The sequence below is a fragment of the Exiguobacterium sp. s143 genome, from assembly GCF_018618895.1.
GTDB classification, from domain to species: Bacteria; Bacillota; Bacilli; order Exiguobacteriales; family Exiguobacteriaceae; genus Exiguobacterium_A; species Exiguobacterium_A abrahamii.
Genome location: NZ_JACSMX010000001.1, coordinates 355,176 through 381,934, shown reverse-complemented (window position 1 = coordinate 381,934; position 26,759 = coordinate 355,176). Strand labels below are relative to the sequence as shown.

32 protein-coding genes and 2 pseudogenes are annotated in these 26,759 nt (G+C 47.7%); 23 read left to right on the top strand and 11 right to left on the bottom strand.

Annotated features, from left to right (window positions below; genetic code table 11):
• Position 1 precedes the first annotated feature (1 nt).
• The 7 genes and pseudogenes from KNQ03_RS02225 (at position 2) to KNQ03_RS02195 (ending at position 6,797) form a co-directional block, all read left to right on the top strand.
• Positions 2-1,077, top strand: a pseudogene (locus KNQ03_RS02225) (RNA-guided endonuclease TnpB family protein).
• Positions 1,078-1,233: 156 nt separating this feature from the next.
• Positions 1,234-1,629 (top strand): annotated as a pseudogene (locus KNQ03_RS02220) (cytidine deaminase); the annotation flags it as partial.
• A gap of 97 nt (positions 1,630-1,726) precedes the next feature.
• Complete coding sequence (locus KNQ03_RS02215) at positions 1,727-2,476, top strand: ABC transporter ATP-binding protein (RefSeq protein WP_214723365.1); 750 nt, start codon at positions 1,727-1,729, stop codon at positions 2,474-2,476.
• Positions 2,473-4,917, top strand: coding sequence for an ABC transporter permease (locus KNQ03_RS02210; protein WP_214723363.1), 2,445 nt, complete (start codon positions 2,473-2,475; stop codon positions 4,915-4,917). Before KNQ03_RS02215 ends, KNQ03_RS02210 begins: the two co-directional genes overlap by 4 nt.
• 29 nt (positions 4,918-4,946) lie before the next feature.
• Complete coding sequence (locus tag KNQ03_RS02205; RefSeq protein ID WP_149427464.1) at positions 4,947-5,264, top strand: hypothetical protein; 318 nt, start codon at positions 4,947-4,949, stop codon at positions 5,262-5,264.
• Positions 5,265-5,297: 33 nt separating this feature from the next.
• Positions 5,298-5,768 (top strand): hypothetical protein, encoded by a 471-nt coding sequence (locus KNQ03_RS02200; protein ID WP_149427462.1) that lies wholly within the window; start codon positions 5,298-5,300, stop codon positions 5,766-5,768.
• A 105-nt stretch (positions 5,769-5,873) separates the two neighbouring features.
• Positions 5,874-6,797 (top strand): DMT family transporter, encoded by a 924-nt coding sequence (locus KNQ03_RS02195; protein WP_064299785.1) that lies wholly within the window; start codon positions 5,874-5,876, stop codon positions 6,795-6,797.
• A gap of 52 nt (positions 6,798-6,849) precedes the next feature.
• Here the strand turns inward: KNQ03_RS02195 and KNQ03_RS02190 are convergent, their stop codons facing one another.
• Both KNQ03_RS02190 and KNQ03_RS02185 read right to left on the bottom strand, forming a co-directional pair.
• Positions 6,850-10,086, bottom strand: coding sequence for an FtsX-like permease family protein (locus tag KNQ03_RS02190; protein WP_214723361.1), 3,237 nt, complete (start codon positions 10,084-10,086; stop codon positions 6,850-6,852).
• A 65-nt stretch (positions 10,087-10,151) separates the two neighbouring features.
• A complete protein-coding gene (locus KNQ03_RS02185; protein WP_064299787.1) occupies positions 10,152-10,739 on the bottom strand; it encodes a hypothetical protein in 588 nt (195 codons plus the stop codon).
• A 186-nt stretch (positions 10,740-10,925) separates the two neighbouring features.
• Between KNQ03_RS02185 and KNQ03_RS02180 the strand changes: the two genes are divergently transcribed.
• Together KNQ03_RS02180 and KNQ03_RS02175 are read left to right on the top strand one after the other, a co-directional pair.
• Positions 10,926-11,456 carry a nucleotidyltransferase family protein gene (locus KNQ03_RS02180; protein ID WP_251140227.1) on the top strand — a complete coding sequence of 177 codons (531 nt, stop codon included), beginning with the start codon at positions 10,926-10,928 and terminating at the stop codon, positions 11,454-11,456.
• Complete coding sequence (locus tag KNQ03_RS02175) at positions 11,453-12,163, top strand: hypothetical protein (RefSeq protein ID WP_064299789.1); 711 nt, start codon at positions 11,453-11,455, stop codon at positions 12,161-12,163. The genes KNQ03_RS02180 and KNQ03_RS02175 overlap by 4 nt, the downstream gene beginning before the upstream one ends.
• A 274-nt stretch (positions 12,164-12,437) precedes the next feature.
• Here the strand turns inward: KNQ03_RS02175 and KNQ03_RS02170 are convergent, their stop codons facing one another.
• Positions 12,438-13,313 (bottom strand): alpha/beta hydrolase, encoded by an 876-nt coding sequence (locus KNQ03_RS02170; protein ID WP_214723357.1) that lies wholly within the window; start codon positions 13,311-13,313, stop codon positions 12,438-12,440.
• 144 nt (positions 13,314-13,457) lie between these two features.
• Between KNQ03_RS02170 and KNQ03_RS02165 the strand changes: the two genes are divergently transcribed.
• Positions 13,458-14,072 (top strand): histidine phosphatase family protein, encoded by a 615-nt coding sequence (locus KNQ03_RS02165; RefSeq protein WP_214723355.1) that lies wholly within the window; start codon positions 13,458-13,460, stop codon positions 14,070-14,072.
• 36 nt (positions 14,073-14,108) lie between these two features.
• Here the strand turns inward: KNQ03_RS02165 and KNQ03_RS02160 are convergent, their stop codons facing one another.
• Positions 14,109-14,687, bottom strand: a complete 579-nt coding sequence (locus KNQ03_RS02160) for a hypothetical protein (RefSeq protein ID WP_214723353.1) — start codon at positions 14,685-14,687, stop codon at positions 14,109-14,111.
• Between the two features lie 117 nt (positions 14,688-14,804).
• Between KNQ03_RS02160 and KNQ03_RS02155 the strand changes: the two genes are divergently transcribed.
• From KNQ03_RS02155 to KNQ03_RS02145, 3 genes are all read left to right on the top strand, one after another.
• Positions 14,805-16,091: a right-handed parallel beta-helix repeat-containing protein gene (locus KNQ03_RS02155; RefSeq protein ID WP_214723351.1), complete on the top strand. Its 1,287-nt coding sequence runs from the start codon at positions 14,805-14,807 to the stop codon at positions 16,089-16,091.
• Positions 16,088-16,318, top strand: coding sequence for a hypothetical protein (locus KNQ03_RS02150; RefSeq protein WP_214723349.1), 231 nt, complete (start codon positions 16,088-16,090; stop codon positions 16,316-16,318). Before KNQ03_RS02155 ends, KNQ03_RS02150 begins: the two co-directional genes overlap by 4 nt.
• A 75-nt stretch (positions 16,319-16,393) precedes the next feature.
• Positions 16,394-16,804 carry an SRPBCC family protein gene (locus KNQ03_RS02145; RefSeq protein ID WP_133207369.1) on the top strand — a complete coding sequence of 137 codons (411 nt, stop codon included), beginning with the start codon at positions 16,394-16,396 and terminating at the stop codon, positions 16,802-16,804.
• Here the strand turns inward: KNQ03_RS02145 and KNQ03_RS02140 are convergent.
• The 5 genes from KNQ03_RS02140 to KNQ03_RS02120 all read right to left on the bottom strand — a co-directional run bounded on the left by KNQ03_RS02140 (position 16,779) and on the right by KNQ03_RS02120 (position 19,653).
• Complete coding sequence (locus KNQ03_RS02140) at positions 16,779-16,997, bottom strand: helix-turn-helix domain-containing protein (protein ID WP_214723347.1); 219 nt, start codon at positions 16,995-16,997, stop codon at positions 16,779-16,781. The genes KNQ03_RS02145 and KNQ03_RS02140 overlap by 26 nt on opposite strands.
• The gene (locus tag KNQ03_RS02135) at positions 16,978-17,325 is read right to left on the bottom strand and encodes a hypothetical protein (protein WP_214723345.1); all 348 of its coding nucleotides are present in this window, start codon (positions 17,323-17,325) and stop codon (positions 16,978-16,980) included. The genes KNQ03_RS02140 and KNQ03_RS02135 overlap by 20 nt, the downstream gene beginning before the upstream one ends.
• 104 nt (positions 17,326-17,429) lie before the next feature.
• Positions 17,430-18,134 (bottom strand): AAA family ATPase, encoded by a 705-nt coding sequence (locus tag KNQ03_RS02130; protein ID WP_214723343.1) that lies wholly within the window; start codon positions 18,132-18,134, stop codon positions 17,430-17,432.
• Positions 18,135-18,144: 10 nt separating this feature from the next.
• Positions 18,145-18,852, bottom strand: a complete 708-nt coding sequence (locus KNQ03_RS02125; protein ID WP_214723341.1) for a hypothetical protein — start codon at positions 18,850-18,852, stop codon at positions 18,145-18,147.
• 81 nt (positions 18,853-18,933) lie between these two features.
• Complete coding sequence (locus KNQ03_RS02120; protein WP_214723339.1) at positions 18,934-19,653, bottom strand: alpha/beta fold hydrolase; 720 nt, start codon at positions 19,651-19,653, stop codon at positions 18,934-18,936.
• Positions 19,654-19,743: 90 nt separating this feature from the next.
• Between KNQ03_RS02120 and KNQ03_RS02115 the strand changes: the two genes are divergently transcribed.
• The gene (locus KNQ03_RS02115; protein WP_214723337.1) at positions 19,744-20,406 is read left to right on the top strand and encodes a Type 1 glutamine amidotransferase-like domain-containing protein; all 663 of its coding nucleotides are present in this window, start codon (positions 19,744-19,746) and stop codon (positions 20,404-20,406) included.
• A complete protein-coding gene (locus KNQ03_RS02110) occupies positions 20,403-20,960 on the top strand; it encodes a histidine phosphatase family protein (protein ID WP_214723334.1) in 558 nt (185 codons plus the stop codon). The genes KNQ03_RS02115 and KNQ03_RS02110 overlap by 4 nt, the downstream gene beginning before the upstream one ends.
• A 5-nt stretch (positions 20,961-20,965) precedes the next feature.
• Here KNQ03_RS02110 and KNQ03_RS02105 read toward each other — a convergent pair whose 3' ends face one another.
• Positions 20,966-21,238 carry a hypothetical protein gene (locus KNQ03_RS02105; protein ID WP_214723332.1) on the bottom strand — a complete coding sequence of 91 codons (273 nt, stop codon included), beginning with the start codon at positions 21,236-21,238 and terminating at the stop codon, positions 20,966-20,968.
• Positions 21,239-21,385: 147 nt separating this feature from the next.
• Here KNQ03_RS02105 and KNQ03_RS02100 point away from each other — a divergent pair, with 147 nt between their 5' ends.
• Both KNQ03_RS02100 and KNQ03_RS02095 read left to right on the top strand, forming a co-directional pair.
• Positions 21,386-21,922 (top strand): PadR family transcriptional regulator, encoded by a 537-nt coding sequence (locus tag KNQ03_RS02100; RefSeq protein WP_075642403.1) that lies wholly within the window; start codon positions 21,386-21,388, stop codon positions 21,920-21,922.
• Position 21,923: 1 nt separating this feature from the next.
• Positions 21,924-22,388 carry a DUF4188 domain-containing protein gene (locus tag KNQ03_RS02095; protein ID WP_214723330.1) on the top strand — a complete coding sequence of 155 codons (465 nt, stop codon included), beginning with the start codon at positions 21,924-21,926 and terminating at the stop codon, positions 22,386-22,388.
• Between the two features lie 35 nt (positions 22,389-22,423).
• On the opposite strand, the gene KNQ03_RS02090 is transcribed toward KNQ03_RS02095, so the two are convergent.
• On the bottom strand, positions 22,424-22,582 hold the full coding sequence (locus KNQ03_RS02090; protein WP_081637378.1) for a DUF1272 domain-containing protein: 159 nt from the start codon (positions 22,580-22,582) through the stop codon (positions 22,424-22,426).
• A gap of 136 nt (positions 22,583-22,718) precedes the next feature.
• Between KNQ03_RS02090 and KNQ03_RS02085 the strand changes: the two genes are divergently transcribed.
• The 6 genes from KNQ03_RS02085 to KNQ03_RS02060 all read left to right on the top strand — a co-directional run bounded on the left by KNQ03_RS02085 (position 22,719) and on the right by KNQ03_RS02060 (position 26,758).
• Positions 22,719-23,144: an Lrp/AsnC family transcriptional regulator gene (locus KNQ03_RS02085; RefSeq protein ID WP_214723328.1), complete on the top strand. Its 426-nt coding sequence runs from the start codon at positions 22,719-22,721 to the stop codon at positions 23,142-23,144.
• Entirely contained in the window at positions 23,141-23,899 is a 759-nt protein-coding gene (locus KNQ03_RS02080; RefSeq protein ID WP_214723326.1) for an aminoglycoside phosphotransferase family protein, read from the top strand. Before KNQ03_RS02085 ends, KNQ03_RS02080 begins: the two co-directional genes overlap by 4 nt.
• A 25-nt stretch (positions 23,900-23,924) precedes the next feature.
• On the top strand, positions 23,925-24,548 hold the full coding sequence (locus KNQ03_RS02075; protein WP_214723324.1) for a Type 1 glutamine amidotransferase-like domain-containing protein: 624 nt from the start codon (positions 23,925-23,927) through the stop codon (positions 24,546-24,548).
• Between the two features lie 136 nt (positions 24,549-24,684).
• The gene (locus KNQ03_RS02070) at positions 24,685-25,119 is read left to right on the top strand and encodes a MarR family winged helix-turn-helix transcriptional regulator (protein WP_214723322.1); all 435 of its coding nucleotides are present in this window, start codon (positions 24,685-24,687) and stop codon (positions 25,117-25,119) included.
• A gap of 58 nt (positions 25,120-25,177) precedes the next feature.
• Positions 25,178-26,161 carry a ring-cleaving dioxygenase gene (locus KNQ03_RS02065; protein ID WP_035397186.1) on the top strand — a complete coding sequence of 328 codons (984 nt, stop codon included), beginning with the start codon at positions 25,178-25,180 and terminating at the stop codon, positions 26,159-26,161.
• Between the two features lie 54 nt (positions 26,162-26,215).
• Positions 26,216-26,758 (top strand): NADPH-dependent FMN reductase, encoded by a 543-nt coding sequence (locus KNQ03_RS02060; protein WP_050678013.1) that lies wholly within the window; start codon positions 26,216-26,218, stop codon positions 26,756-26,758.
• Position 26,759: the final 1 nt, after the last annotated feature.

The window sequence follows — 26,759 nt, the reverse complement described above, 5'->3', positions numbered from 1 at the left end:
CGTGTCTCAGACATTGACGGTAAATATCAAGCTTCTTCCTACTAGAGAACAGCAGCCTATTTTGGAAAGTATGATGGGGGCTTATATTCACGCGGTCAACCAGCTTGTTTCAGACATGGTAGAGGCAGAAACAATGATAAAAATGACAAGCAAGAATGTTCACGTTCGTTTGCCTAGCGCCGTCAAGAACCAAGCTATCAAGGACGCCCAAAGTGTTTTCAAGAAAGCGAAAAAATCACAGTTTGGAATCATCCCTATTCTCAAGAAACCGTACTGCACATGGAACAACCAGAACTATTCGTTCGATTTCGAGTCGATTTCTCTACCCATCATGATAAACGGTAAAGCGAAGAAAACGGCAATCCGCGCCGAGATAGTCGATCAAGACAATCGTATTTTTTCACTATTGAACAACAAACTCGGAGCACTCCGGATTATCAAAAAATCGAACAAATGGATGCACAAATTGCTGTCACGATTTTGACAACAGAGAAAACAGGAATAAAAACAATAGGAGTTGATCTGGGATTAAAGATTCCAGCAGTCGCTACTACAGATTGTGATCGAGTTAGGTTCTTTGGTAACGGTCGAGAAAATAAGTATAAGAAACGAAAGTTTCGTGCAAAACGAAAAGATCTCGGTCAAAAGAAAAAGTTAAAGGCTATCAAGAAGTTAGATAATAAAGAGCAACGTTGGATGAAAGATAAGGATCACAAAGTCAGTCGTGAAATCGTTGAGTTTGCAAAAGAAAACAACATTTCTGTCATCTGCCTCGAAAGACTGGCGAACATCCGACAGACGGCAAGAACAAGCCGTAAAAACAATAAGAATCTACACACGTGGTCATTCTATCGCTTAGCAACATTTATTGAGTACAAAGCAAAATTAGAAGGGATTAAAGTTGAATATGTCAATCCGGCATATACATCTCAGACATGCCCTTCCTGCGGCAAAAGAAACAAAGCGAAAGATCGAACATATTCTTGTTCATGTGGATTCAAGAAACACAGAGACATCGTCGGTGCGATGAACATTCGATACGCACCTGTGGTTGATGGTAATAGTCAATCAGCCTGAGAACCTATATGGTCTGTCTTAGGAGGGGTGATGGCACACCCTCATCTGAAGGCTTGAGCAAAACAGAAATGGACTGCGCTCGCACAAGCACTTTGGAATCCCACTCATCCCGAAGAATGAGCTTACGGCTTTAGCCGTGGGAGTGTCAAAGAAGCCGACCTGCAACTGGTCGAACTAGCAACCGAAACGATTCAAAGCCGTTACGCTGACGATAAACATCACGTCGCAGCTGCATTGCGGACAAAAGATGGCGCAATAAAAACAGGTGTTCATGTCGAAGCCTATATCGGACGGGTGACGGTGTGCGCGGAAGCCATCACGATCGGTTCCGCCATCACGGATGGATTGACGGATTTTGAGACGATCGTCGCTGTCCGACATCCCTATTCGGATGAGACGGACCGAACGATTCGTGTCGTCAGTCCGTGTGGCATGTGTCGCGAATTGATTTCCGACTATGCACCGGACGCATTTGTCCTCTTGACGATCGACGATCAATTGACGAAAGTCCGGATTGCGGATTTGATTCCTTTGAAATATGTTCGACAATAACCAGTAACTCCTCGTCGTTTGGATGAGGAGTTTTTTTGCATTTACTTCTAAATAATCCTTATTATGGTTATTATAAAGACGGAATAACTAAGGAGGGATGCGTGTGTCAGCTTTATTAGAAGTCGAACGGTTATCAAAAACCTACATACGTGGAAAGGAGACGATCCATGCATTGAAGCAAGTCAGCTTTACGTTAGAGGAAGGAGGGTTCATCGCCATCATGGGCACGAGTGGCTCCGGGAAAAGTACACTGTTGAATATCCTGGGAGCGCTTGACGCGCCAACCAGCGGAACGTTGACCTTAAAAGAAAAACGGCAACGCGACATCTTCACTGAACCCGCTGCGACGTTATACCGACAACAACATATCGGCTTCATCTTTCAATCGTTTCATTTACTCGATGACTTGACGGTGCATGAGAATATCGCCTTACCGTTGATGTTGAAGGGGACGGATGATAAAACGATCAATCAAGAGGTAGAGACTTGGCTCAAACGAGTCGGACTGACGAAGTGGAACAATCATCGACCGCAAGAGCTGTCGGGTGGACAACAACAACGTGTTGCGATCGCACGTGCCTTGATCAGTCGACCACCGATCATCTTAGCGGATGAGCCGACAGGGAACCTCGATTTCAAGACATCTGCGGAAATCATGCAGTTGCTACAAGAACTTAATCGCGAACAACAGACGAGCATCCTGCTCGTGACCCATGATGCGACCGTAGCCGCTCATGCGAAGCGGGTGCTGTATTTCCATGACGGACAGATCGTCGCCGATCAGCTGTCGACCGGTGACGTGGCGCCGATCTTAGAGACATACGAGCAGTTCGTGGGGGCTGTATGAAACGACAACATCTCTTCCGTCTTTCCCACCGACTGTACCGTAAAAGTCCGATGATTTTAGTGACCTCAATCGGAAGCGTCATGATTTCGATTGGTCTCGTTTTAACGATGGTCATTTTTTTACTACATAATCAAGCCGCAATCGAAGCGGATCGTGAACAAAGATATGGTCAAGTCGATCTGACGCTCAAATATACACCTGAAGACGAGCGGATGGATCAGTCCGTGTTGGAGCAACTTAAAAAGGATCACGATGTCTTGAGCGCAGAGTCGATCTTACAGACGACAGCGCGCGTCGCTGGTCAAACGATGGCCGACGTGGAAACGATGGGAGTTCATTCGGATGCTCTGACGAAAAGTCGGTATCATTTCATGAACGATTTGAAACAGGGAGAAGCGATCGTGTCAGCTCGACTCGCGACGTCGCTTGATCGTAGTGTCGGACAAACGCTTCGCGTTGGAGAAGCGACGTATCGAATCCGTGAGATTTTACCAAATGCAAAAACATCTGAAGCTTCGCACGATCAAGTCTTGCTTTCGTATGCTGATCTGAAAAAGAACCATCCAATCGAAACGAAAGCCGTCTTGCTCAATCTAAAAAAAGAGGTGGATCTCGTCCACTATGCCGATACACTCTTCAAAGCGAATCCGAAGCTCCGGGTTGAACTTGCGGAAGGGCAAGCGCTCTCACCGGCGCTGAACGGCTACATCGGAATCTTGTCAGTACTGATCCTTGTCGTCTCCGGCTTCATCTTGATGGCGAACTTCGACTTGTATTTACGTAAACATGCTGTTCAATTTGCGATCATGCGGACGCTTGGAGCAACGACCCGGCAATTGTTTCAGCTGTTCTTCGTTCAATCTGGATTGATTGTCTTAGCCGGAATGATGCTTACGATTCTAGGCAGTATTTTCTTCCCGTTACTCGGTCAACTCGTATGGCCGACAGAGGGTAAAATGATCGTCTCCCTCATGATTGATCAGGGAGCGTTCTTGATGCTCGTAACGTTCGGTAGTGCTTTGTTGATTCTGCTGTTGCTTGCGAGTACGGCTTATCGAAAACGGGATGTGTTACCACTCCACGTCTTGCGAGAAAATCTGAAAACGGCGTCACGACCGACCCGGCGAAAACGTCTCGTCCTGTTCAGTAGTGGATTGACTGTCAGCTTAGTATTATTCGCTGAAGTGATTGCCAGTACGGGTGGGTCACGGGCGATCGCCTGGCTCGGTGCAACCGTCGCCTTTTTACTGACGATGTATCTTGCGACGCCACTCCTCTTGAAGGGAGTGCTCCAGCGAGCGGAACCGATTGTTCGTCGGTTAGCGGGACCGACGAGTTTCGTTGCCTTCCGGGGTGTGTTGCCGCAACTTCGGAAAAATGCCTGGTTGATGCTGATCGTTCAAGTATTGATGATCATCGTCGTCATCGGATCGACGTTCCTTGAGACGGTGCAACAAAACGAGCGGAAGTACATCATCAGCCAATATCCGACAGAAGTCGTCCTAAAGAGTCGTTTGGATGAAGGATCGCAAGGAAACCCGTTGCAATTGATTCGACAAATTGAAACCGACCTACCTGGCGCAAGAGCGACCTTCCTGTCGTCTCGCAATTCCTTCGAATACCAGTCGCCTCAAGAAGATGTCTCGATCGAATACGAAGTGACGGATTATCGTCGTCTTGATGTCTTAGCGGGAGAACAGACGAGTGACGCAGAAGGAATCATCGTCTCACGTGCCTTTGCTAAAACACACAGTCTTCAAAAAGGCGATATGTTGCCGCTCGGGCGATGGGACGGGGAACAAGAACGAAGCGTTTCGGTCGGTCAATTCCGAATCGTTGGAATTGAAAAGAAGATAGCACCAGACGTCCTCGTGGATTGGCGGAACGAGCAACTGCGGCAACCAAACGATCACATCTTGAATGTCTTTATCGACGTTCCGTCCGAGTTAACGAAGGCGCAAGTGACCACAACATTATCAGAGATCACAGAAAGTTATCCGACATTGCAAGTGAGTCGACTATCTGACGCGCTTCGCGATGCGGAGCAACAAACGACGGAACGCTGGTTCGTCTTCTTGATTGCGCTCGTCGTCATGAGTGGATCCGTCTGGTTCGGACTTGCGAACGCCTTACTCAGTTTCGTGAGTGGAAAACGAGGTGAGTATGCTTTGCTACGAACGATTGCGTTGACACGGAACAAGCTCCGTCAGCTGACACTCATTCAAATGCTCTTATTCATTGGGAGCGGCATCACCTTTGGACTGATCAGTGGTATCGGGGCGACCTTCTTCGTGACACGGATTGATGATGCGGGATCATTTTACTTCAACGTACCGACGATTGCCGGAACCATTGTCGGTTTAATAGTGCTTGTCATAAGCATCGCTTGGTTCGTCACCCGACGAAAGCAGGAAAACCTCGTTCACGAATTGAAACAGTAAATAAGGGCACGTGAACCGGGGGGATCGAAATGCGAAAAACGATCGGGGCGATTCTATTACTCGTAATAATTAGCGGTGTCGGCTGGTGGATGATCGCAGATGAACGGGATGCGACATATGAACAGATTGTTGAAGTACAAGTCGTTCGACACGTGACGAAGCAGTTTGGACGCGATGATATCGCATCGGTCAAACCGTACTTCGTAGCGTCGGAATCATCGAAATCACGACGTCATCAGATTGCCGTTCAGCTGAAGTCGGCACCGACGGGAGAATACCGGATGTATCGTGTACTTCAAAATAAAGTCGAGTACATCGGTCGATCTCGGACGGTTCGATCGAATTAATAGTAGATGTTACATCCGTTTGGGGGAATATAGGTGAAAACGAAAGCCGAACGCATCGCGTTCATTCAAGAAGAAAAGCGTCAACTCGTCAAACCACGTTTGTACAGCTCGTTGCTGTACGGCGTCAGTATCTTATTAGTCGTCGCCAATCGGGACGTGTACTGGCCATTGTTCTTTTTACTTGTAGCATTGGTCTGGATTGCGCGGATTCACTCGCAAGAAGTCGAACGTGATATGGCATTAACGGTAGAACCACAGATGAAAAAAATCATTCAATGGCAGTATGTGACCGATTTTTTGTTCGTGATCTTAATGGGATTATTTTTCCCACTGATCATCGTATTCGACTTGCCATTCTTCCTCAGTTTTGCCGTCTATGTCGTTCTTGCGATTGTTTTGCTCGTGTCCGATATGTTGCTTGAACGAAACGGAAAACGTCTCGATGCTGAGCATCCAACGAAGAAGGAACTCCGGACCTATCCGAAGTCGTGGAAAAAGATCTAATCCGTGGAGCCGGTCGATGAACCGGCTCCTTTTTGAGCATTCCGGTCGCTTCAACATGAGCCGCTACCGTATGATGAAGGGGCACATGAAAAAGGAGGTCCTCGTATGCTTGCAATCATCATTGGATTTATCATCGGTCTGCTCGTACCGGTTCAAACGAGTGTCAATACACGACTGCGGGGCGTCGTCGGTTCGCCGTTCCTCGCTTCGCTGATTTCCTTTTCGATCGGCTCACTCTTCTTACTGATTCTCGTGTTGCTCGTCGATGGGAATCTCACAGGTCTCACGGCTACTGCCGATGAACCGTTCTGGATTTGGGGTGGGGGACTGCTCGGCGTCATCTATTTGACCGGGAACATCTTGTTGTTTCCACGACTCGGAGGCGTCCAAACGGTCATCATGCCCATTTTCGGTCAGGTCATCATGGGACTGTTGATCGATCATTTCGGATTGTTTGAGTCAACGGTCACCTCACTCTCACTGACACGAGTCATCGGCGCAGTGCTTGTGTTACTCGGTGTCGTCGGGACGGTCGCGCTTGGTGACTATTTCGCACGACGGCGGAAGCAACAGGTGGCATCATCAGAAAACTCGGTGCTTGTCTGGCGTCTGCTCGGGATTCTGACCGGTATGATGAGTGCTGCCCAGACGGCGATCAATGGTCATCTCGGTAGTGTTCTCGGGTCAGCCGTCAAAGGCGCCTTGATTTCATTTGTCATCGGGATGATCACCTTGTTATTGCTGAATCTGATCCTCCGAACGAAGTGGCACATCGATCGGTCGCAATCCTTACCTGCCTGGATTTGGATCGGTGGGTTGATCGGTGCGTTGTTCGTTGCCGGTAATGCCTTCATCGTTCCGCTCGTTGGTACAGGACTCGCTGTCGTCATCGTCACGATCGGTCTTCTGACTGGCAGTCTATTGATTGACCGTTTCGGCTGGTTCGGTGCGAAAAAACAACCGGTCACTGGTGTGCAGATCGTCAGTCTACTTGTCATGCTAGGTGGCATCATCCTGATTCGTTTATGAAAAAACAGACCGTCTCGCGCATAGGGGAATCTACGCGCAAGACGGTCTGTTTTTAGTCGTTCTTTAAATCGATTTTGATTGAAATCGTCTTCGCGAAGTTATCCCCTGAGACGAACAGGACGAATTCCGTCTCGTCTGCCGGAACTTGATAGACGAGATTGACGTGTGCTTTGCCCGGGGCGACGTATTTCAGTCCTTGTTTCCAAGTTTTTTCGTTCTTATTTTCATAATCAATCGGTTCGTAGACTCCGCTGACTCCAGTCAGACTGAAACGATTCGGATGGTAAAACCTTTCTTCACCGATTTCTTGATAAAATGGGTCTTGATAGAACGTCGGTACAGTGATGTATTGATAACCGGCTTTTTCTTTTAATTTCAAGGAGGCAGGCGGTTGCTTCAATAACGTACCAACCCAAAAACTTGTATCTTTGACGACGGGGTCTCCCGGGAACGACTTGATGACGCCTTTCGCCATCGTTTCTTCAATCACACCGGAAGCTTGTTTTTCTGTTTTCTTAAGCGTTCTCTTCGATCCGGTCACACCATCTGTAATCTTGCTACCTGTCGTGATGACCTTCGGTGCTTGAGCGATCGGTGTCTGTTCAGCTGGCGATTCATTTGTCGCAAACAGGAATAGCGATAAGACACCGACAAATAGCACGGCACCAATCGTTGAGAGGGCCAGCTTGAAGCGACGCTCCGTCTCTTTGAAATTGACGCTGACACTACTGATCGCTGCATTCGGAACGATTCGGACAGCCCGTTGAGCTGGCAAGACGGCTCCGATAATTCCAGTTACAAGCGGAATTAGAATCGTAGCAGATAAGAAACCGAGTTCCGATGTCGGGAATTGACGGTAGACTTGCCAAATCATCGCTAGCGCAAAGAGAAGTCCGACAATCCCAGCAAGTAGCCCTGTCAACAAACCTTCCAGTAAGACAAGTCGGCGGATGAGTGTGTCTTGCCAACCTGTCGCCTTTAAGACGGCGAGTTGACTGCGACGTTCATTGACGTTTTGCCAAAGAATTTCCGTCGTCGTCAAAATAGCAATCAATAAGGCGACACCCATCGCGACATAATGCATCGTGCCGACTTCTAAAGCGACGTATTCGCCGAGCCACGTTGCATACAAGACTCCTTTTAGACGGAATGTCACGAACAGGAAGAAGATGAACAGACCCGTGGGTAAGGCAATCGCGATGATGGAAAGAAGCGTTCGTTGCCAGTATGTGAAGAGTTGGTTCATGCTCATACCAACAATCGATTGGGAGCGGACGAAGCGTCGTGAACGAGAGACTTCCCCGGAACGCATACTCTCATACGGCTTGATTCTTCGGATCAATGTCATCGGTACGAGTGTACCACCCCAGTAGATGAGTAAACCGGCTAGTCCGATTAGAAGAATCCGACCCAGTGCGATTGGATGGTCCGTCGTCAACCAGAACGTACCGAGGATCGTCCAGGCGATTAGTGCGACGAGAGAACCGAGTAGCGTCGCTTCAAGGAATAGCAGTTTAGAGAGCTGACGTGGCCGCCAACCGAGTGATAATAGAATCGAGAACTCTTTTTTACGAGCGTACAGCAGGATGATGTTAGAACTAAAGACATAGACGAGTGCGACCGCGATGACGCTAGCGATGACACCAGACATACCGACTTTCGCTTCCTGGAAAATCGTCATCGAAGAACCGAGCTTAATCCACGGTTGCTGCACCCAGCCGAGAGCCGATTTTTTTTCTAGACCCGGTAAGTAAGTCAATGCAAGTTGCGGTGACGAACCGAGCGTGACGTCCGTGATCAAACCGGTCTTATCCTCGATTTCGCGAGCGACATCTTGGAGTTTTTGCTCACTCGCGGCATTCATCTGATCGACACCTTTGACGTTGACACGAATGACGGAAATCGCTTTTTCACCGCGAATCTTAAAGGCGGCATCGAGCGTCGTCAACATAGAAGGTGGTTTCGTCAAGAAATCATAGGCGTCGTTCGTCGGCTTGACGTCCTTGACCGGATTGACCGGTCGATCGTTTTTGTCCATGACCCATTGTGCTTTAGCTGGGAAGTAAGTTTCCATCGGTAATTCGGTTAACGGATCCTTTGATAAATTCAATTTCTTCGGATTGAAGACGCCGATATAGTTCAAGCGAATCCGTGGCCAATCGTCACTCGTTTTTCCGAACATCCGTGCCTCACGATACATCGTCCGTTTCGCAAGTAAGGAATCAGGATTGACTTTTTTCGGTTCGACCTGATAACTGAAAGGCCAACGAGAAGCGAAAGGGCTCGAAATCGTCTGGTAACTGATTGGTGACGGTTTGAGGATCAGCCACTCGGAGTTACCAGAGGGTAATGTCGGAAAGGAGTCGGTCATGATTTGCTGGATCAATTTTTTCTGAACGTCTTGTGTCGTGACGGAATAGGTTTTTCCAGGACTATCCGTCGTCTTTAACGTTTTTAAATATTTTTTACCGCCCCGTTTCGTCACATCTCGAATCGTCTCCTGAATCGAATCATTAATGAGGGGAAGATCTAACTTTTCATACGTATACGTTCGCGATGCGTCGACATACTCGCGCTCGTTCATCAATATGGGAAGCTCGACCGTTCCAAGTTCCGGATCGACGATGTTTGCTGTGTCCTGTTCGTCAAAATAACGGCTATGTTTGCCGTCGACTGTCGCCTCGTCTAGACCAATCAAGCGGGCTTCCGCTTTTGGGTCAATTCCGGCAATCATCGTATCGCTCCCGAACTCGAGCAAAGGTTCTTCACCGAGCGCAGCAGGTGAGACACCAGAGATAGTGGCATTTTCATCCGGCGTCCACCCAGCAGCAAGATAGTTGACGGAAGAATACTTTTCGACGTTTAGTCCGGTATTCTGTTTGTCAGTGATCGTCAACTTATAGACACCGTAATCATCAAAACGATGCGTACCGACGTTTGCACCTGTCGCATGATTTCCAATCATCGCGATTGGAGCAGCGACGTCGACATCTGCAAGGGCTTGAATTGTTTTGTATTGTTTCATCGTGATCCCACCGTCTAGACCACTCATATAGTTCGGTTCGAGTAGTTTGAGGTCTTCCGTCACGCTCCGGCTGTTCGGTGGACGAACGACGATATCGTAGGAAGATTTCCAGCGTTTTTGTAACTCGTCAACGACGGTACCGTTGTTCGCTTGCGTCGTGCCGATCAAGTAACTCAATCCGGTACTGACGACGAGTACGCCGACAAGTAAGAGGATGAATCGTTCTTTGTTGCGCCACCAAGAATTCCAAATGAATCGTAGCACTCACACCACATCCCTTCTAAAATACTATGTAAAAAGCGCCTACACATTCATGCAAGCGCGACAGTTCATAACTCGATCTTAATCGCATGTGTTTTCGGGAACGCGTCGGAATCTGCGAGTAAGACGAACGTTTTCGATTTGACTGGTACTTGATACACGAGATCGAGTTGAGCACGTTGTGGAGCGTAATACTGATGACTGTTACGCCATGCCTTCGGATTATGGTTGACATAGTCGACCACCTTGTATTCGTTGCCCTTACCGTCATTTAGAACAAACAAGTTCGGTTTATAAATGCTGTAACCTCCCACAGTCTCAGTCGTATCATGCAGGACAAGTGGTACGGTTACGTAGCGGAAACCCGTCTTTTCTTTTAACTGTAATTCTTTTGGGGGAGAAGCTAAAAGTGCTTCAGCACGGAATGACTTCTTTTTTAATTCCGGATCACCAGGATACGTTTTAACAATTCCTAGCTTCATCAATTCTTGAATCGATTGAACATGATCTTCGGTTGTTTCATTAACACCAGCTAATTTCGTTTGTGATGAGACGTTGACGGGTTTATCCTGATGTGAAGCCCAGTACCAACCAACACCACCAAGCAGAGCAAAAGAAGTCACAAGCACGGGAATCGTTTTACGAGAACGTGACATGAAAACACTCCTTTTCGTTGAATTGTCAGAATAGTTATACAAAATATACTATTTACAAGGAATGGAAACAAGTGATAATACAAAAAATGGGATAAAAGTCAGGAAATGATTCCCGTTCTGATGAAATGAGGTAAACTATAGAAAATAAGCAACCAGCATCATGCTGCGTTGGAGGGAGAAAACGAAATGAATCAAGCTGACATCGAACAGCGATTACGAGAGGATGCGGAAGTGCAACTCATGCTGGCCAATGTAGAACGACTTGATTTGCCGGATTGGTGGATCTGTGCCGGTGTCTTACGTTCGAAGGTTTGGGGAACCGACTTAAACGCACAGTCGGACATCGATATCGTCTATTTTGATCCATCGGATATTTCAGAAGCGACGGAAAAAAGACATGAGCGAGAATTGTGTGAATGGCTTGATTTACCGTGGTCGGTCAAGAATCAAGCACGCATGCACGCAGTCAACGATTTGCATCCATACACATCAGCACAAGATGCAATCGCGCAGTTCCCGGAGACCGTCACGGCAATCGGTGTGACGAGACGACCAGACTTTGAACTCTATCTTCCATACGGCGCAAGTGACTTTACGAATCGGATCATTCGACCGACACCGTCTTTTCAAGTTGGTACTGAACGTCATTCGATCTTTCAGCAACGGGTGAGTAAAAAAGGATGGAGAGACGATCCGAGTCTACATATACGTCCATGAAACAAGAAGGAGCTTATGCGATGAAACGAATCAGTTATCAAAAAACGATACCGATTTTACTAGTAGGACTCCTCTGTATCAGCGGATGCGCGCCGGAAAAGAATGTCGAGGTGAAGGAAAAGATTCACGTTGATGGTATGAGTCTGTTCGACAGTGGTTCCTATCCGACTGCGTCTCAGACCGCTGAGCATCAGTTTAAGTATGACTTGAGTGACAAGTCCACCTATACGTTAAAGCAAGACGATTTTCGAGTGGACGCTCGATTCGGTGACTATAATCTACTGTTAGCAAGCGTGATTGAAGGACGATACGATACGCTGATGATTTACGAAAAAAAGTCGAACTGGATGTTAAGCAGTTCAATGGATCTCATTCGGGATCAATCGACGAAAGGCGAGGCAATCGAAGGGAGCCTAGCGTGGGAAGGAAACAAGAAGAAAATGACGACGAAACTTGTAACGAATCGTCATTATACAGTGATTCAGACACGACTGAAAAGTGAGCAGATTCCGGCACGATTTGGAAAACGGGTACGTACCGTTAATGGATTGAAAGTACACGTTCTAAAGCAAGGAAAACAGCTCAATCTTGCCTACCAAAACGGAACAGACGTGATGTGGATCGTCAGTGATCGACCGGAAGAGACGATCATACGATTGATTCAGCGATCACTAGACAGTCCGATTGACTCGCTTCTCACCGAGTAAACGATTAGACAGGCTAAAAAGACAAAGAGGCTGACTCAAAAAAGAATGACACGTCTTTTCACGCCCTTTCCTCAGGCGAGACACAAGCCAGCTTTCCTGCCTTATTCAAGCAGGAAAGCGGGTCTTGTTTGTCTCTGACAGCGCAAAGATGCGCTTTTTCCTGTGGGAGTTGCGTGAAACGCGTCATTCTTTTTGTTATAAGATAAGGGTAGCAAATCATCATTCTGCTATCCTTATCTTTGTGGAAACTGACTTTTGAGTCAGCTCCGTATACTTACGAACGATAGACAGACTTGAGGTAATCCGCGATACGTTGCCACGCCTGAAGTGCCACGTCTAAGTCACCGTGATGCGTAAACGCATGAGCTTGACCGGCGAATTCCTGGTGCTCAACAGCGACACCTGCCGCCTGAAGGCGTTTCGCATACTGCCGCGCCTCCTGCGCCAGCGAGTCGTGCTCCGCCGTCAGGACGAGCGTCTGTGGTAACGCATCGAGTTGACCCGCATAGAGTGGCGAAGCGAGGTGATGATACGCGTCTTCCGCACGAGCGATGTACATCGCATTGAACTGCCGTGCCTGTTCAGCGGGGATCGCCTCCTCGAAGAATGGTTTATCCGCGGGATCCGTCGCGAGATCAAGCGGAGGATAGTCCAGAATTTGAGCGATGAGCGGCACAGGATCTGTCTGCTCAGCGTTCCATAACGATACGGCAGTCGCAAGATTGCCACCAGCACTATGCCCTCCGATTGCGATGCGTGAAGCATCGAGGTGTAGCGTATCAGCATGTTGGAAAATCCACTGAACGACCTCATAGGCGACGTGAACCGGAACAGGAAATGGATGCTCCGGGGCTAACGGATACTCAATATTGAGAACATGACAGTTGACGGTCTCAGCGAGAAACAGATTCCATGGTTCATCCATCTCTGGCGTTCCGGTGATAAAACCACCACCATGGAAACTGATGAATCCGGGTAACGGTTCTACTGCATCAATCGGTGAGTGGCACAACACTCGGACATCTCCGACTGAAGTCGACACTTGTAGTGTAGTCGTTGTCGCTTGCGATGGATGAGGAGGTGTGACTTGAGGACGTTCCTCATCCGAGCGGATTTGTTTGGCAAGGTCAATCATCTCTTGGCGATTCATCGAATTCCTCCTTTAGGTCTATCTTCATCATACCGAACGGATTGGTGAATTTCTCTACTGGATTCGTTTTCTCTAGTTGCAGGAAAAAGCAGCCAGAGTTTGATACACTTTTGAAAGAAACTAGAAATCGAAAGGATGGAACAGATGCCAACACTTTACATTACGCGTCATGGCGAGACGGAATGGAACCTCGAAAAACGAATGCAAGGCTGGGAAGACTCTCCTTTGACAGCAAAGGGCAGACAAAATGCGCGGGATCTTGGTCACCGCTTACGTGAAATTCATCTGGATCACCTCTATATCAGTCCGATTGGTCGCGTCCGAGAAACAGTTCGAATGATGGATCTCGATCCAGCGATTCCGGTCACCATCGACGATCGATTGCGTGAAATGCACATGGGGGCCTGGGAAGGACGGACGGCAGCGGAAATTGAAGTCGCGCATCCGCTTGCTCATGTTGCATTTTGGCAAACGCCGCATACCTACATACCGGAGAGTGGAGAGTCCTTTGACGCGGTCCGCGAGCGCATTCTATCGTTTTTGGAACGACTAGCAGACCATGAAGAAGACGAAAACATTTTGATCGTCACCCACGGCATCTTCCTTAACATCTTGCTGACATATCTTCAACGAAAGCCGTTCGCGACATTATGGGATCCGCCGTTCATTCATGGAACGAGTTTGACGATCGTTGAATACAGGGATGGGGAAGCCGTGATTCGATTAGAAGCTGACATGTCGCATGTCATAGCGGACTAAAAAAACGGCGGACTTTTTCTCGGTCCGCCGTTCCCCTTATCGTGATTTCGCCAAATAAATCAAAATTGCGCCTTCTTGTTTTCTGACTTTTAGATGAGGAGAGGATAACGTGTCGATCGAGCGACCGATGATCGATTCTCCTGTCGTATAGCGTTTGAGGAGTAAGGGATAGAACGAAGCAATCGTCTGTTTCTGATCATTGAATTGACCGCTGTCAGTCTGGACGTTTTGAGGTAAGGTATAGACCGTTTTCGTCTCAGGAATACCATTCTTCGTATCAAGCGAATAGGTGAAGGCATGCGAATCGTTGAGCAGGTTCAAATCATACGTCAATTGGAACGGTGTGCGATCATATGTACCGGCAGGAATCGATTTGTCGATCAGCACCTCTGGTGGTTCTGTATCGTCAAATTGGACCGCTTTGAGCTGGAGTGGGCGATCGAGTGTACCAGTTAAGAAAAATGTCCGCTGTTGCTGCGACTCGTCCTTCGTGGTAGAAGGTGTGATCGAAAAGGAAGACTTCTTGATGTTGACGGTTTCTTTTGGAAGGACGGTTGCTTCCGTTGTGCAACCAGCAAGCAAGAAGGGCAGAGTGAATAAGAGCGCGTATTTCATGACGTGATCCTCTTTTCCATAGTCATAGTGAATCGAGATGAAATTGAAATATTCAAAAAATTAGAAATGTTACCTAGATTATACCAACAATGTTCTTGCTAAATAAAGGAGGAAATCATGAAAGGCAAATGGTTATTAGCAACCGTCCTGCTCGTCGGTTGTGCCTCGACAAGTGAAGAGGCCGAATCGACGGCAAAATCGTTATACGTCGCACCGAACGGCAGTGATAAAAATACTGGCACGTTGAAGCATCCGTTTAAAACGATTCGACAGGCGACACAAAAAGCGACTGCGGGTACGACGGTCTACTTGCGAAAAGGAACGTATTACGAGAAGCTGAACGTTAGACAGAACGGAACGAAAGAACGCCCGATCACCTTCCGAAACTATCAAGACGAGCAGGTCACGTTAAGCGGGAAAAACATCAAAGATCGGGACGCAACCTTACCGATCGTTCAGGTGAAAAATCGAAAATATGTGACAATCCAAGGACTGACGATCGAAGCCGTTCAGTCGAAACGGTCGGATGCGACACCGATCGGCATTTTGGTCACGGGATCAGGATTTAACATCACGTTGAAGAACAATACGGTTCGCCAGATCAAGACGCTCGCGAAAGATGGGAATGCACACGGCATCGCCGTCTACGGAACGGGAGCGATTCGTCACCTGACGATCACCGGTAACCGAGTCGAGCAGAATCGTCTCGGTTTCAGTGAAGCCCTCGTCTTAAACGGAAACGTCAAACATTTCCGTGTGACGAAGAACGTCGTACGGGATAACGACAACATCGCAATTGATTTGATCGGACACGAAGGGATCGCTCAGTCGAAGAAAGACGACTACGTCCGTGAGGGCGTCGTGTCGGAAAATCGTGTCTACCGGACGTCGAGCTACGGCAATCCTGCTTACGGGAAGGAATACAGCGCAGCCGGTATCTATGTCGATGGTGGGAAGAATTTGACGATTGAGAAGAATCTCGTCGAAGCGAGTGATATCGGGATTGAAGTGACGAGTGAACATGCCGGACGGTACGCAGAAGATGTCATCGTCCGCCAGAATGATGTACGGCAAAACGTCTACACCGGAATTGCGATTGGTGGGTATGACACGAAGCGAGGCGGTACAAAACGTGTCCGGATCGAGCAAAATCAGCTGATCGGGAATGATGCGAAAGGGCTCGAGGGTGGTCAATTGCTTGTCCAGCACGATGTGCGTGACAATACAATCATCGGGAACACATTCGATGGTTCGTTAAGTGTCGCCCATTACTTCAAGACGAGTTCTGGAAATCAGTTTGAAAAAAATACGTTCCAGCATACAAAACGTTTCATGTGGCGCGACGCCTCCTATAAAACGGAACAAAGCTTTCTGAAAGCGGTCCGAAAGGTGGAAGGAAGATGAAGTTATCGGAGCGACTCCTCGCTTACTGGATCCAGATTCCGAGACGCTGGCGGCTTGCAGCGTTGACCACCTGTATGTTAACGATTTGGACGGTGGAAGGCGTTCGGTTTTTAACCAGTCCGGCGTTACGACTGCCGACCGTTACCGATGCAATCATCTGTCTCGTTCCGGCGATTCTATTGTTTGTGGTATGGAAAACAAAGCGTTCAAAATCACCTCTGAATTAATCGATAAAAACAAGGAATTTGTCTAGGTATTCTCGAAAAAAGGAGGGAACTTCAAATTAGTAGGGAGGAAAAAAGATGACGAAACTAACGATTCAAGCCGTGATTGATCGTCCGGTCGAGACCGTGTGGGAGATCTGGAACGCACCGGAAGACATCAAACGCTGGAACGCAGCGTCTGACGATTGGCATACGACGGCGTCAACGAATGATTTGACGGTCGGTGGTCAATTCACGAATCGAATGGAAGCAAAAGACGGTAGCATGGGGTTTGATTTCACGGGTACATATGAGGCAATCGTTCCTTATGAGCGCATTGCGTATGTCCTTGAGGATGGTCGTCAGGTGACGATCGACTTTTCTCGGAACGGGGAACAAACCGAAGTCGTCGAATCGTTTGATGCCGAAACGATTAACCCGCCTGAGATGCAACAAGCGGGTTGGCAGGCGATCCTTGATCGGTTCAAGGCGTATGCTGAGTCGAAGTAAGTCGTTCGCTTCGTAACTTCCGACCACGGCGATCCGTCAGGGCAGGAATACCGCCGCTCTCATAGCGCCGGACCCAGTTATACAATTGTTGATACGACACATCATGCCGTCCGGCGATGCGTTGGTAGTCCTTTGCGGTCGCCAAACAATCGAGGACGGCATTCATGCGTTGTTCAAGAGTGTTGGTGGACATGAACGTTTTCCTCCTCATTAAATCGCCCTGGATTCGCCCACGGCATTATACTAGTGCACATACAATCGATGGAAGCCATTGAATCAAAGAAAAATTGACGCGTCTCCTGTTGATTCGTTTTGACGATCAGTCGTTTTTCTAGCGTTGGTAAATGCACGAGAAACGAAATCTGATATTCCATAGGATGCGAGAGAATGGTGGTAGATCGTTTTTGTAAGTGGACAGCCGCTGAATTCGCAGTGATGTATAAGACGTGTCGATTCCATTCCTCTTCGTTGAAAAGTGAATCCATCATCGTGATAAATGCTTGACCGGAAATGAAGTTCATCGGACGACCTCCTTTCTTATAATGTGTATATCCTGTACATGTTTTTCGAAAACCTATATTTCAAATATTACAAAAAACCACCTCCATAAGAGAGGTGGTTAACGTTATCCTGCCAGTTCAAGCATCTGAACGAACGCGACGTCCGGATCGGTCGTCTCGAATCGGTTCAACCAATCCTTGAAGTCGCCTTCGTACAAAATACGACCTTGATGGAGAAAGATGACATGAGCGTCCGTATGCAATAGATCGTGTAATTGATGGGTCGAGAAGAGGCACGTTTGACCGTTTGCTGTCATCTGCTCGAAGCGTCGCATGATATGAAGCCGTGTTGCCGGGTCGACCCCGCTCGTTGGCTCGTCAAAGATGTAGAGCGAACGTGGTACTGTCGTCAACAGGGTCACGAACAACCATTTCTTTTCGCCAGCGGACATCTTACCGATTTTCAGCTCCCACAGATGAGCGAATAAATCGAGCTCTCGTGGCTGTTTCAGGTGACGCGTATACGTCTCTTGCTTGCGATATGCTTTCAAACGGGCGAGCCGGCCGACGAAGACAGCGACATCCTTGCCCTTTAGTTCGTCCGAGTAATAGATGAATTGCGTCAAATAGAGAATGTCCGAAATATCGGGTAAGTCCAGTTCTCCGGACGTGATCGGTAAAGCACCGGTCATGCAATCAAACAGTGTCGTTTTACCGGCACCGTTCATCCCAATCAAGACGTTCAATTTTCCGGAAATGAGTGAAAAGGAGACATCGTGTAACAGGTCAGGTGATTTCGGATAGTTAAAGCGTATGTGTTGGACGTGCATCTGAATCCTCCTATCGGGTCAGCAATGACATGAGATTAAAGCGTTTGACAGAGAATAGACCAAGTAATAAATAAACGACGAGTACGACGGTCAAGATAAGTAACGATGCTCCCGTAACGTGCTCGGAGACGGCGAGACCGAGTGTTTTCATGACATAAAAAGGATTCAAGTAACTGTACCAACGATCCGGTTGGCTACTTGCGAACAAGAACAGGGGATACATGACGATGTTGATCAATGTCGACATACTCGAAATCTTTGCCGGAAGCATCGTCAAGGCGATGCTTGCAAAAGCAAGCGGGATGCTGAGCAACAAGACGAGATAAGCAAGTAACAACGTCAAAGGTGAGAAGAAGCTGAATACGAGCATCAGGATCGTCGTAAAGACCGTTAAACTAACGGTTGCGAACACGAGCTGAACGAGTACGAGTGCGAGAATACAACCGATCTTACTACCGGAAATCATGATATACGTTTTCATCAAACCATGCTCCCGCATTCGGGCAAGCTGGAGACCGATGCCATTCACGTAAATCGAAAGTAAAATATAGCCCCAAAAAAGCGCGAGGAACGAGAGGAAACTGCTCTCGGTGAAGTCGAGTCGTGACCCGAAGACAAAGGCGAGAATCAATGGGAAAATCAACGACCAAAAGACCGGAATCTTATCCGTCAGCATGATTTTTAAGTAGAGTATGAAGTAGCTAGGAATCGAATACATATGTGCCTCCATTCAGTGTGTCGAATCAAGCTTACATTAGTTATACGTATGTAAATGGGAAATAGTTCCTTTGAAAAGAGTTTAAGAATCACCTGAAATCAAACGATGTAACGCATCGATCACAATATCGGGAGCATCCTGTTGAATGAAGTGCCGGCTGTTGACAACTTCGATGAATGATCCTTGAATCGACTGTGCAGCAGTTTGTCGTTGCAATTCGTGCCACAATAGTTGCGCCTCACGAGAATAATGATCCTTTTTACCAGCAGACAGAACAATGAGTGGAAATGGGTAGAGGACATCGACGTTCGTCGCTTCAATACTCTCTTTAAAATCTTCGTATGTACATTCGAGCGTGAATTGTTTTTTGTAAATGGATTGGAACGTGTTTGGCATAACGGGTAAGAAGCGTTGAATATAGGACTCTGGTGTTGCATCAATGAGCAATAGACCTTTTATTTCATTTGGATATTGCGATGCAAATTGTCGAACTAACGTGCCGCCATAGGAATGACCCACAAGAATGAATGGTGGTTTGAGAGATAAAGTATGAATCAAACGGCGAAGGCGATTCACGCTCTGTCGACTAGTCTCGGAATCATAGGGCATACTGCCACCGATGTTCGTACGGTCATACATCAAGATCGTTCCAAGTCCTTCAACTTGATCCATGATTGGTTGCCAGGTTGAAAGATCTTGTCCATATCCGTTTTCAAAGATAAACGTCGGTTGATTGGAAGTTCCGAGAATCAGACGATAGTGTAACGTCGTTTCAGGTAACGTCATTAAATCGAATGACATATGATTCCTCCTATTCTTGTGGGAATAAAAGTAAGGATACCAGAAACGTACAAATATTGTAAACTGAAGCAAAGAACAGGAGGTATCACGATGGACTATTTATTAACGTCTGGTGGAATACAAAATCCAACGATTCACAAAGCGTTACGCGAGATGCTCGGAAAACCGATTGAGGAATGCCATGCCATCGCGATCACGACAGCTTCATATGCGTTATCCAAAGGATTGGAGCTTGCTACAAACTTCATTCAAGGAAAAGATGAGGCACCGATGGTTGATTTAGGATGGAAGTCAGTCGGTCTGTTGGAATTATCAGCGGTCTCGGTAATTGATCCAGCAATTTGGCAACCAGCGGTCGAACAAGCGGATGTCATCCTCGTTAATGGTGGGGATCCGCTCTTTCTACATCATTGGTTCGTCGAATCGGGTTTTGATCGCATGTTACCGAATTTGACAGGGGTCTATGTCGGGATGAGTGCCGGTAGCATGGTGCTTACGCCACGAATTGGAACAGATTTCGTTGGGTGGAAAAAGACGCCGGAGCAATCGGACGCAACATTAGGTCTCGTTGATTTTTCAATCTTCCCGCATCTCGATCATCCGCAGTTACCGGACAATCACTTACAAGCTGCCAAGTCTTGGGCTGAGATATTAACGAATCCAGCTTACGCAATCGACGACGCGACAGCGATCCGTGTCATCGGTTCGAACGTAGACGTGATATCTGAAGGAAAGTGGGTCCAGTTACGATGAGGACGATCTATTTCATTCGCCATTGCGAATCGATCAAAACAGGCAGTGATCGAGGGCGGGGATTAACGAATGCAGGTCAAGAACAAGCACAGGAACTAGTGGCGTTCTTTAAAGAGATACCGATTGACGCCATCTACTCGAGTCCGATGCAACGGGCGATGGACTCCGTTCGCCCACTTGCTGAGCAACGAGGTTTGCCGATCTACGAGGCAGCGTTTCAAGAACGGCGTTTTCAGGAAACAGACGAACGTTTATCGCCTGAACGGCTAGAAGAACTGTTGAAGCGATCATTCCAAAATGATGATTACGCGCAAAAAGGTGGAGAGTCGAATCAAATAGCACGCAATCGTGCTCTAGTAGCCATCGATCAGCTACGTAAAACCCACCCGCACCACCGATTGGTCGTCGCGACGCATGGTCTCGTGTTGGCGTTAGTGCTCGAACACTACAGTGGACGACCGGCAAATGAGTGGCTGGGCGCGATGGGGAGTCCAGCAATCCATCAGCTGACGTTCGATGCAGGCGGGAAAACATCTCATGAACAACTCTTGTAAAATGATTAAATCTGCCCGCTGAAGATGAAACCGAGAAAGAGCAGTAGTAACACACCAAGTGGAACGGCACAGGCGAGACTAACGTATTTGAGAATTCCCGGTTCGCGTCGTCTGATGGCGACGATCCCGAGTCCGATTCCAAACAGATAAATGACAAGTCCGATCGGTATCGTAAGCATCGAGTTTGGTCCGAACGACCAGTTGAGCGGCGGGAAAATCATAGAGGCGATGAGCAGACCGAGCAAACTAAAGAAGAGAGAAGTTTTAGCATATGTCATGTGAGAACTCCTTTTAATTAAGTATGTGAACAAGAATTCGGATTTAAAATGAGAATTCCTGCTTCATCCAGTAAATTTCCTGTTTGGCATTTGAATGAACGGGAACTATATCTAAAAGATACTATCTTTTAGATATAGGAGGGACCGATGCCAAAAGAAAATATGACCCGCTATGCGATTCTCGGACTTCTTGCAAGCGGATGTACGTCTGGTTATGAGATGAAACACACGATCGATACGAGCTTGAATCACTTTTGGAAAATCAGCTTCGGACAAGTCTATCCGACGCTGAAACGGTTAGAGGCGGAAGGTTTGATCGTTGAAGAGGTCACGGATGGGGAACGGAAACAATTCGCCCTGACGGAAAACGGGCATGCAGAGCTCGAGAGGTGGGTCGCTGAACCGTCCGTCGAACTGCCGGTGCAACGGAACGACCTGTTGTTGAAGCTGTACTTCGCTCGACATGCTTCAAAAGAGGTCACCTTGCAGAAAATTCAGGAGCACGCGCGATTGCTCGAAGAACGGCTTGAGACGTATCAAGCGATCGATGCGATGATTCGTTCTTATCCTGACTCGAATGATGCCGTCTATTGGTTATTGACGCTTGATTATGGCATTCGGAAGACACGGGCGTTACTCGACTGGTGCGACGCTTCCCTTGAGACCCTTGAAGGAGGAAATTGACATGAAACGGATCATTGCGACTCCGAACAAAGACGTCGTCGTGTTCATCATCGGTTTACGGATCAATCGCCTACGTTCTGTCCGGCAGTGGTTACCGACGGTCCAGGCGATGGGACCGATGCTACAAGAGTGTTATGCAAACGATGTCGGTTTGATTTCGCATGAGTCACTTGTCGGTTGGCGTTCCGTGACGTTGATTCAGTATTGGCGTTCGACGGAAGAATTGATGGCATATGCCCATGGTTCCCGTCATTTGACGGTGTGGAAACGATTCAATCAGAAGGCACGGACATCAGAAACGGTCGGGATCTTCCATGAGACGTTCGAAGTCAGCAATTATGAGTCGATGTATGTCAATCTTCCAACCCGAGGTCTAGCGAAAGCACTCGGGGAGTCGGCGATCAAGCCGCATCAAGAACAAGCAAAAGGGCGCTTAGCCGAGCGGCAATCACAAGAGACGATCTAAATAGACAAAAGACGGGTGCCGAGGCATCCGTCTTTTTAAGTCGCGACTGGTGTGACGGGTTCGAGCATCTCCCCGCAGTTTTGGCAAATATGATCGAGCGTTTTCGTACACGGTTCGCAAAATGTACAAGCGTGCGAGCACTGATAGACCGTCGTTTCAATCGTTTCTTGGCACCGGACACAGGTTGGTTCCATAAGTATCACCTCCTGTTACTAGTATAAGAAAAGCATTTTGATGAGCACAGTAGGAGAACATAGAGAAAGGCTATATTTTCCTTTGATTCCATGTTAATTTGAAGAAAGTGGTTTTAATTCGAAGGGAAGATGAAAAATGGACCAAATTGATCAACAGATTGTCCGGATTCTGCAAGACGATGCCCGGATTCCATGGTCGGAACTCGGACGTCAGATCGGATTATCGGCACCTGCCGTCATCGAACGGGTCCGAAAAATGGAGGACGCGGGAATCATCGAAGGGTTCCGTGCTGTCATTAATCCAGAAGCACTCGCGCAAGGGTTACTCGCGATCGTCATGTTCGAAGAGAAACGCTGCGCAGGCTTGATTGAATTTTGTAAAGGACATCCAGAAGTCGTCGAGTGTCACCGCCTGACCGGTAGCTATAACTTCATGGTCAAGTTGCAAACCGCGTCCGTTGCAACACTGGAACGTTTTCTCGATGATGCATCGGTCTACGGCAAACCGTCGACCTGGATTCGGCTGTCGACGCCAGTGCCGTTCACGGGATATACGGTATGACGGAAGCGACACGTGTACGGATCGAACAACTGACGGGGGATATCGAGTACGTCGAACAACTCGGTGAGCAAGGGGGAACATCGACGGTCTACCGGGTTGAAACGAAAACAGGAAAATACTTACTCAAGACTGCTACGAGAGCGAGATACCAAGAATGGCTCGCAGAAGAAGCAATCGTCTTAGAAGAATGGATGCAACGAGAACCGGGGTTCCTACCTGAGTACGTCGGCTTTTTAAAGACGGAACAGCAAAGCCATCTCTTGATGCAGTGGCGAGACGGGATAACGTTGACGACAGTATTAAGACAGGCGACAAGCGAGCGACGGATCCGGCTGTGGCAAGCATTCGGAACGTATCTTTTCCAGTTTCATCAACGAACGACAGGGAGAACGTCACAGGAATGGTTAACGGAACGACTCATGACAGCGGAACGTTATGTCACATCTGTTTGGACGTCCGGCACGATGGATTTACTGAAACAACTAAAGTCCTCCTGTCCGGAGCCGATAACTGCCAGTTGGATTCATGGCGACTGTACGACAGACAATCTGTTGGTTGCGACGGACGGAACGCTCTCGTTCATTGATGTCGGAGCGATGAGACCGGGCGATCGGCGGTATGATATCGCTCTTGCCATCAGTCCAATCATCAATGATCCGGTAGCACTCGATGCCTTTTATGAAGGCTATCGATTTGAGCGACTAACTACACGAGAATTTGATTATTACGAACACGGACTGTATTCCTTTTTCTAAAAAGCCGATGCAAAGGAGAAAAAAGATGAATCTCATGCTAATCGGAGGCGGTCAACTGGTTGCTCCGTCTCATCAATTCATCAATCGGCATGTCGTTCAACTGACGAAACACGCACCACATATTGTTTTCCTGCCGACGGCAAGTCGAGATGAATTGCTATACCAACAACAATTTCGAGATACATATGAAGCAATTGGAGCGATTGTCTCGATCGTCACGCTGTTTGACGACGAACAATCCATGGAGACGCAACGACGACTAATAGAAAATGCCGACATTCTTTATGTCGGTGGTGGCAATTATCCGTTACTCGTCAAGACTTTTGCTGTAAAAGGCATGGATGTATTGCTTGAACAAGCCGTTAAGCGTGGAACATTGTACGTCGGTGTCAGTGCTGGAGCAATCTATGCGATGGAATACGGAATCCGTACGAGTGAGAACGGAACGGACTATTGTCTGGATACGGGGCAAGGCTGGCTGAGCGGTTGTCTTTGTCCGCACTTGAACCAGGAAAAACGGGCAACCCGTTTGCAGGAACACCTGCCTCAAATGGATCACGCGATCGGATTACCTGACGATACGGCGTATATTCTTTCTGGGACAAATCACTATCGATTAGGCGAAGGGCACGTGCTTTGTTTTAAATGATGATAAACGCTTCGAACATCTAGAGTGTTTATCATTATTTAAAGTGATTCAAAACAGTTGACGAATAAAAATCGGGATGGTATATTTATCTCGAATTAAAGATATATGAATTAAAGATACAAAAGAGGTGAACGAAATGACACGACCGAATCCGAACTTGAAAGCATTAACGGTCATGGTGCGCGCAGTCGATGCGTTACATGAAGTCATCAAGAAGGATGTTGCGCAATGGGGGTTGAACCCGACGGATTTTTCGGTTCTTGAGTTGCTGTTTCACAGAGGCAGGCAACCGATTCAATTGATTGGGAAAAAAGTCTTGATCACGAGCAGTAGCATCACCTATGTCATCGATAAGCTCGAAAAGAAAAATTACGTTGTCCGAAAAGCATGTCCAGAGGATCGGCGTGTGACATTTGCGGAACTGACCTCTGAAGGACACCAACTGATGGAAGCTATTTTTCCAAAGCACGAGCAAGCGATCAATCAAGTATTTCAAGGAATAGCCCCGTCAGACCTCGAAGCATTCATCGAGACAGCCAAAACGATCGGCTATCAAGCAAAAAAACAATAAAATTTTTTAGACTGATATCTCGAATTCGAGATAATAACCATTAAAGGAGCGATTTTTCATGAATGAACTAAAAGGAATCCACCACGTGACGGCGATTACGAGCAGTGCCGAGAAAAACTATGACTTCTTTACGAACGTCCTAGGGATGCGATTGGTCAAGAAGACCGTCAATCAGGATGACATCCAGACGTATCACTTATTCTTCGCCGATGATAAAGGATCTGCCGGCACGGATATGACGTTCTTTGATTTCCCTGGTATTCAAAAAGGGTCACACGGAACGAATGAAATCTTCAAGACGGCGTTCCGTGTTCCAACGGATGCGGCACTTGAATACTGGATTAAACGCTTTGACAAATATGACGTCAAGCACCGTGGTATCAAAGAACAATTCGGCAAGCAGACGCTCTCGTTCGTCGATTTTGATGAGCAACAATACATGTTGATCTCTGACGAGCATAATCAAGGTGTCGCTTCTGGCACACCGTGGCAAAACGGTCCGGTACCCCTCGAGTTCGCGATCACGGGACTCGGTCCAATTCACATCCGGATCGCGGAATTCGACAATTTAAAAGCGGTACTTGAACAAGCGATGTTGATGCGCGAAGTCGATCAAGCGGGTTCCCTGCATTTGTTCGAGATGGGTGAAGGCGGAAATGGTGCCCAAGTCATCGTTGAGCATAACGTCGTTCTACCAAGCGGACGTCAAGGATTCGGAACGGTGCACCACGTCGCCTTCCGAGTTGAAGATACGGCTGCCTTACAGGAATGGATCGAGCGGATGCAACAGCTACGCTTCAACACGTCCGGTTACGTCGATCGCTTCTTCTTCGAGTCCCTTTATGCTCGTGTCGCGCGTGGTGTCTTGTTCGAGTGGGCAACGGATGGTCCTGGTTTCATGGGTGATGAGCCATACGAAACGGTCGGGGAGAAATTATCATTACCACCATTCCTCGAGCCACAACGGGCACAGATCGAACAAATGGTCCGTCCGATCGATACGGTCCGGAGTACGCGGAAAATCGAAAAAGAATACCTTTAAGAGAACATTACGATAATGTAACTAACCGCATCTAAACAAGAGGAGGAAATGAAAATGGAGAAATTAAACATTGGCATCATCTTAGGATCCACACGTGAAGGACGTCTCAGCCCACAAGTCGGGAACTGGGTCAAACAACTCGCTGATCAACGGGGTGACGCGAACTATACGATTCTTGATATCGCGGACTACAAATTACCGCTCCTAGGTGAAAAGGACGGGGATGCGTCAGGTGCTGCTGCTTGGTCGAAGGATGTCGCAGCACAAGACGGATTCGTCTTCATCGTTCAGGAATACAACCACTCAATTGCAGCGTCACTCAAGAACGCGCTCGATTATCTACGGGTCGAATGGAACAATAAAGCGGCAGGGATCGTCTCTTATGGTTCTGTCGGTGGAGCTCGGGCGGCAGAACACTTGCGTGGCATCCTCGGTGAGTTATTGATTGCCGATGTCCGAGTGCATCCAGCGTTATCCTTGTTCACTGATTTCGAGAATGGATCGGTCTTAAAAGCGGCAGCCGTTCAAGAAACATCGGTCAACCAAATGCTCGATCAAGTCATTCCGTGGGCAACGGCGTTAAAAACGATTCGCTAAT

Bases quoted from the DNA above. Each gene is read 5' to 3' on its own strand.
- KNQ03_RS02215 (WP_214723365.1), top strand. From the start codon at position 1,727: ATGCGTGTGTCAGCTTTATTAGAAGTCGAACGGTTATCAAAAACCTAC.
- KNQ03_RS02175 (WP_064299789.1), top strand. From the start codon at position 11,453: ATGAAACAAGAAGGAGCTTATGCGATGAAACGAATCAGTTATCAAAAA.
- KNQ03_RS02120 (WP_214723339.1), bottom strand. From the start codon at position 19,653: ATGTCATTCGATTTAATGACGTTACCTGAAACGACGTTACACTATCGT.
- KNQ03_RS02180 (WP_251140227.1), top strand. From the start codon at position 10,926: ATGAATCAAGCTGACATCGAACAGCGATTACGAGAGGATGCGGAAGTG.
- KNQ03_RS02170 (WP_214723357.1), bottom strand. From the start codon at position 13,313: ATGAATCGCCAAGAGATGATTGACCTTGCCAAACAAATCCGCTCGGAT.
- KNQ03_RS02125 (WP_214723341.1), bottom strand. From the start codon at position 18,852: ATGTATTCGATTCCTAGCTACTTCATACTCTACTTAAAAATCATGCTG.
- KNQ03_RS02085 (WP_214723328.1), top strand. From the start codon at position 22,719: ATGGACCAAATTGATCAACAGATTGTCCGGATTCTGCAAGACGATGCC.
- KNQ03_RS02070 (WP_214723322.1), top strand. From the start codon at position 24,685: ATGACACGACCGAATCCGAACTTGAAAGCATTAACGGTCATGGTGCGC.
- KNQ03_RS02210 (WP_214723363.1), top strand. From the start codon at position 2,473: ATGAAACGACAACATCTCTTCCGTCTTTCCCACCGACTGTACCGTAAA.
- KNQ03_RS02105 (WP_214723332.1), bottom strand. From the start codon at position 21,238: ATGACATATGCTAAAACTTCTCTCTTCTTTAGTTTGCTCGGTCTGCTC.
- KNQ03_RS02115 (WP_214723337.1), top strand. From the start codon at position 19,744: ATGGACTATTTATTAACGTCTGGTGGAATACAAAATCCAACGATTCAC.
- KNQ03_RS02205 (WP_149427464.1), top strand. From the start codon at position 4,947: ATGCGAAAAACGATCGGGGCGATTCTATTACTCGTAATAATTAGCGGT.
- KNQ03_RS02110 (WP_214723334.1), top strand. From the start codon at position 20,403: ATGAGGACGATCTATTTCATTCGCCATTGCGAATCGATCAAAACAGGC.
- KNQ03_RS02060 (WP_050678013.1), top strand. From the start codon at position 26,216: ATGGAGAAATTAAACATTGGCATCATCTTAGGATCCACACGTGAAGGA.
- KNQ03_RS02090 (WP_081637378.1), bottom strand. From the start codon at position 22,582: ATGGAACCAACCTGTGTCCGGTGCCAAGAAACGATTGAAACGACGGTC.
- KNQ03_RS02140 (WP_214723347.1), bottom strand. From the start codon at position 16,997: ATGTCCACCAACACTCTTGAACAACGCATGAATGCCGTCCTCGATTGT.
- KNQ03_RS02065 (WP_035397186.1), top strand. From the start codon at position 25,178: ATGAATGAACTAAAAGGAATCCACCACGTGACGGCGATTACGAGCAGT.
- KNQ03_RS02165 (WP_214723355.1), top strand. From the start codon at position 13,458: ATGCCAACACTTTACATTACGCGTCATGGCGAGACGGAATGGAACCTC.
- KNQ03_RS02095 (WP_214723330.1), top strand. From the start codon at position 21,924: ATGAAACGGATCATTGCGACTCCGAACAAAGACGTCGTCGTGTTCATC.
- KNQ03_RS02185 (WP_064299787.1), bottom strand. From the start codon at position 10,739: ATGTCACGTTCTCGTAAAACGATTCCCGTGCTTGTGACTTCTTTTGCT.
- KNQ03_RS02160 (WP_214723353.1), bottom strand. From the start codon at position 14,687: ATGAAATACGCGCTCTTATTCACTCTGCCCTTCTTGCTTGCTGGTTGC.
- KNQ03_RS02195 (WP_064299785.1), top strand. From the start codon at position 5,874: ATGCTTGCAATCATCATTGGATTTATCATCGGTCTGCTCGTACCGGTT.
- KNQ03_RS02100 (WP_075642403.1), top strand. From the start codon at position 21,386: ATGCCAAAAGAAAATATGACCCGCTATGCGATTCTCGGACTTCTTGCA.
- KNQ03_RS02080 (WP_214723326.1), top strand. From the start codon at position 23,141: ATGACGGAAGCGACACGTGTACGGATCGAACAACTGACGGGGGATATC.
- KNQ03_RS02075 (WP_214723324.1), top strand. From the start codon at position 23,925: ATGAATCTCATGCTAATCGGAGGCGGTCAACTGGTTGCTCCGTCTCAT.
- KNQ03_RS02150 (WP_214723349.1), top strand. From the start codon at position 16,088: ATGAAGTTATCGGAGCGACTCCTCGCTTACTGGATCCAGATTCCGAGA.
- KNQ03_RS02155 (WP_214723351.1), top strand. From the start codon at position 14,805: ATGAAAGGCAAATGGTTATTAGCAACCGTCCTGCTCGTCGGTTGTGCC.
- KNQ03_RS02130 (WP_214723343.1), bottom strand. From the start codon at position 18,134: ATGCACGTCCAACACATACGCTTTAACTATCCGAAATCACCTGACCTG.
- KNQ03_RS02145 (WP_133207369.1), top strand. From the start codon at position 16,394: ATGACGAAACTAACGATTCAAGCCGTGATTGATCGTCCGGTCGAGACC.
- KNQ03_RS02135 (WP_214723345.1), bottom strand. From the start codon at position 17,325: ATGAACTTCATTTCCGGTCAAGCATTTATCACGATGATGGATTCACTT.